Origin of the sequence: Haoranjiania flava (assembly GCF_025631005.1) — a bacterium.
GTDB lineage: Bacteria > Bacteroidota > Bacteroidia > Chitinophagales > Chitinophagaceae > Haoranjiania > Haoranjiania flava.
In genome coordinates this window covers 1-4,600 of the sequence record NZ_JAOTPL010000039.1, presented here as the reverse complement: position 1 = coordinate 4,600, position 4,600 = coordinate 1, and the positions used below count along the sequence as shown (strand labels likewise).

The following is a 4,600-nucleotide window of genomic DNA, read 5'->3' as shown; positions in this document are numbered from 1 at the left end:
CATAACAATTACCTGGAATCAATATTTCCCAAATTCGTAAAAGATTTTCTTTTTTATAAGTAAATTTTGCACTTCAAATATAATAGATGGATTCTGTTTAATAATTAAGCCATGCATTCTACTATCATTTTTACTTTATTTGCAGCATTCTATCTTTGCTACAATCTACAGCCCAAAATTACTATAGCAGAATATAATAAAGTGCTTATTCAGCTCAGAGAGCGTAAAAGAACCTCTTACATCCTGGCAGCCTTATTAATAGTTATTGCTTTTTCGGCTTCTTTGTATTGCTGGGGTATAGGTTCCGGGACTTTCGCTTATTTCGCTGTATTGATGGGGGTAGGCTGTATGGTAGTTTTGCTTGCACCTTTCCGATACCTGAAATGGCGGCATGTTTTACTGATTTATATTCTTTCATTCATACTGGAAATAAATTTATAACCAATGCCTGCTAATAAAAAATATTTAACAAGATCGCCCTGGCAGAGGATATTAAAGATTTCAGCTGGCTTTATTGGCGGTTACGCTGTAATGATCTCTTTCCATATGCTGCTTGCAGAGTTTATAGATAAAAAACACATTGTTATTACAGCAGCTGTTACCGGATATATATTATGGAGTTTATTGTTGTTGCTTGCGTTTTTGGCAAAGAATGGCTGGAAGGTATGGGGTATATATATTGCTTTAACAATGCTATTTGCTGCTCCTCTGATTTTTAGAAACCTGTAAAAAATTTCTTGCAATTTTGAAAAACCTTAGAAATTATAATATTTATTTTCACCTGCATACCATCAGTGGTATTTTTGCCTGCCTTCTTTTATATGTCATATTCTTTGCAGGAACTTTCTCATTTTTTAAACAGGAAATCACTGCCTGGCAAAATAATGCCTCTTATGCTGCATACCGGCATATAGCTGTTCCGGTCGATTATATTATTGACTCTCTTTCTGCCATTAAAAATCTGAAAGGCAGAGATATTGATTTTTATTTTGTGAGGAATGCTACTGAAACTTATGTCAACGTAAGCGCATCCAGTGACACTACCATTACAGACAAAAATACCCGGACTACTCAAAAACGAGGCCGCAGGGGAGGCGCAGACAGGATAAATTTTAAATACAATTACCTAAAGAATTCTTCAGGAAGTTACGAGGATACCTATGACATGGGTGAGTTTCTGTACCGGTTGCATTTTTTGGCACAGCTTAACCAGATTCCGATAAGGCTGGGCCATCCTTTCGGGTACATGCTTGCAGGTATTGTAAGCTTTTTATTCTTATTTGCCCTCATTACAGGCATATTGCTTCATTGGGATAAAATAATATCTAATTTTTTTACCTTCCGTCCCTGGACAAAACTTAAAACGTTATGGACCGATGCACACACGGCGTTGGGCGTTATCGGTTTTCCTTACCAGTTTATGTTTGCCGTTACAGGATTATTTTTAATAGTAAATGTTGTATTGGTTTCTCCATTCAGTAAACTATTATACAAATCACACGAAGAAGAACTCTACAGTGATATTGGAGTAAGAACCAATGCCAGCTATACATATACATATGATTCGCTGCCTCAGAAAATAGTTATGGCGCCATATTTAAACGATGTAAAAAAGAAATGGCCGGAAGCAACACTGAAAAGCGTGCAGATCATAAACTATGGCGACAAGAGCATGCATATGGTTATAGAAGCTGATGCAGACAGGAAAAAGAGTTTTGCAGCTACCGGTAAAATAGTATATGAAGCAGCCACAGGCAAGGTAGTAGATTATGTATCTGTTACAGATAAGCCAGGCTATGTACAAAAAGTAAGGGCGTTGCTATACAGGCTGCATTTTGGCGACTACGGTGGCTACCCCCTGAAAATCATATATTTTATTTTGGGAATAATGGGTTGTGTGGTTATTATTTCAGGAATATTGATCTGGTATGTGGCAAGAGATAAAAAAAGTACTGCTCCGCATAAGCACAAATTCAATTACTGGATTACAAATATTTTCCTGTCTATATGTTTAACGATGTTTCCTGTCACGGTTATCACATTTATAGCTGTTAAGCTTTCGGGTATCCCCGGTCAAAGCTTTATTTATAAAGTATATTTTTATACATGGTTATGCTTATCGGCTCTGTACGTGATCAGAAGGAACATACAGAAAACCAATAAAGAGACGTTGTTATTGGGAGGAGTGCTGTGTTTCTTTATTCCGGTCGCTGATGGAATAACTACCGGGAACTGGATCTGGCGCTCATGGAACACCGGCGCAAGCGATATACTGATCTTCAATTTACTCTGGATATTTATAGGCACCATAGCATTGATCAGTTTTATAAAAATAAAAGATCATGAACGTAAGCAAATGCTTAATTGACAATGCGCAGGCTCAATGTTATTGAAAAGCAGTAATTTTCTTACTTTTGCGCGCTATGTTACGAAGCGAAGCAGCAAAAACCTGGAAACTTTCCCTGCCCATAATTTTTGGTGAGATCACCCAGATATCGCTGGGGCTGATAGACAGTGCAATGGTAGGTTCTATAGATTACAAGCAACTGGCAGCAGCTTCGCTGGTGAACAGTGTAATGATCATTCCTTTTATACTCGGCATCGGCTTTACTATGGCCATTTCACAAAGGGTAGCTAATGCACGGGGCAGGAACGATTCTCAGCGCGTATCTCATATTTTATACAATGGCTTCTGGCTGGCCATGGTGTCGGCCATCGTTATATCACTGGGTCTTGAGCTGGGTAGTGATATTTTGTTTCACCTGGGCCAGGATCCGGAGATTGCGGTGCTGGCAGTACCTTTCTGGAGAATCGTGGGTATATCGGTTATACCCTCCATTTTGTTTATGGGGCTTAAGCAGTTTACCGATGGCCTGGAACGTACCAGGACCGCCATGATCCTTTCTTTTATTGCGCTGCCCTTGAATGTGTTTCTGAACTGGCTGCTCATTTTCGGCAACTGGGGTTTTCCGCGCATGGAACTTGCAGGCGCGGCCTTAGGTACTTTGATCACCCGGTCACTTATCTTAATTGTGATGGTGATTGTACTGTTTAAAAGTAAGCACTTCGCCAGATTTATAATGGTCCGAAAGAATCAATGGCATTTGAAAAGATCTACCATTAAAGAGTTGCTTGGAATAGGCGTACCAAGCGCATTGCAGGCCGGCCTTGAAACCGGTGCATTTGCTATCTCAGGCATTCTCGTTGGTACCATTGGCGCTATTGAGCAGGCTTCTCACCAGATAGCGTTACAGTGTGCTTCTTTTACATTTATGGTTTCGCTCGGACTTGCACAGGGAAATTCTATCCGTATCAGCAATGCATATGGCAGAAAAGACTGGAAGCACATTCACCTGATCGGTAAGAGCACCTTGTACACAGGCTTGCTCTATGGCATTTTGTGTGCTGTATTTTATGCTGTATTCCGCCAGCAGATACCGTATATTTTTAATGATAATGCAGAAGTAGTGTCGCTTGCAAGCCTGCTGCTGTTGTATGCAGCCATTTTCCAGATATCAGATGCTACACAGGCTATAGCGGTAGGAAGTTTAAGGGGAATAACTGATGTGAAATATCCAACCATACTTTTAACCATTGCTTACTGGGTAGTGGCGCTGCCCGCCGGATGGTTGCTGGCTTTTCGTGCACAAATGAGTACCCACGGAATATGGATAGGTTTGGTTATTGGGCTTACCTTTGTGTCGATTGTATTGAACCGGCGCTTCTTTAAAATGGTAAACCGCCATCTTACATTCAGCAAATAATTTAAAAATAAAATGAATTAATCACCGCCTTAGGCGAGGCCATCCGGGAGTGGATATTCAATCTAACAAACGGTATTCCGGTAAATATCAGTACAAGTAAAAACAAATAAACATATATGGAATGAGCCTTCAGAATGAAGCATACCAACCGCGAATGAATAAAGGTTATTCCATGTGACCGTAAAGAAAAATAAATAAATACACAGGAAATGGTTATTCCATGTGGCAACTGAAAAAACAAATAAATATACACAAATGAAATAGCCATAAGCAAGGTTGCATACCAACCGCGGATGAATAAAGGCTATTCCATGTGACCATAAAGAAAAATAAAAAATATACACATGAAATAACCATAAGCAAAGGTGCATACCAACCGCGGATGAATAAAGGCTATTCCATGTGACCATAAAGAAAAAATAAAAAATATACACATGAAATAACCATAAAGATTAGGAATCTATACCAACCGGGAATGAGTATTGAATCTAAAAAAAATGGTTATTCCATGTGACAACTGAAAAACAAATAAATTATATACACATGAAATAGCCATAAGCAAAGTTGCATACCAACCGCGGATGAATAAAGGCTATTCCATGTAACCGTAAAGAAAAATAAATAAATTACACATGAAATAGCCATAAAGATTAGGAATCTATACCAACCGAGGATGATAATAAAGATTAAGGTTTTGGTTATTCCATGTGGCAAACAGAAAAAATTAAATATTAACACATGAAATATTCATGAGCAATAATATGCACACCAACCGGGGATGAATTTGTAGCTTAGCGTTATTAAATTTCAGAGAAATGCAAGAAGCTCAAGTTCAT

The 4,600-nt window shown here is 38.7% G+C and carries 4 protein-coding genes; all 4 read left to right on the top strand.

The genetic code is table 11. The features are described 5' to 3' along the window. Positions 1-111 precede the first annotated feature (111 nt). From OD355_RS13700 to OD355_RS13685, 4 genes are read left to right on the top strand one after another with little or no spacing between them, the layout of a single operon-like run. The gene (locus OD355_RS13700) at positions 112-441 is read left to right on the top strand and encodes a hypothetical protein (RefSeq protein ID WP_263039060.1); all 330 of its coding nucleotides are present in this window, start codon (positions 112-114) and stop codon (positions 439-441) included. 3 nt (positions 442-444) lie between these two features. Continuing rightward, positions 445-729: a hypothetical protein gene (locus OD355_RS13695; RefSeq protein WP_263039059.1), complete on the top strand. Its 285-nt coding sequence runs from the start codon at positions 445-447 to the stop codon at positions 727-729. A gap of 16 nt (positions 730-745) precedes the next feature. Further along, positions 746-2,368, top strand: a complete 1,623-nt coding sequence (locus OD355_RS13690) for a PepSY-associated TM helix domain-containing protein (protein ID WP_263039058.1) — start codon at positions 746-748, stop codon at positions 2,366-2,368. A 55-nt stretch (positions 2,369-2,423) separates the two neighbouring features. Beyond that, positions 2,424-3,764, top strand: a complete 1,341-nt coding sequence (locus OD355_RS13685; RefSeq protein WP_263039057.1) for an MATE family efflux transporter — start codon at positions 2,424-2,426, stop codon at positions 3,762-3,764. Positions 3,765-4,600 lie beyond the last annotated feature (836 nt).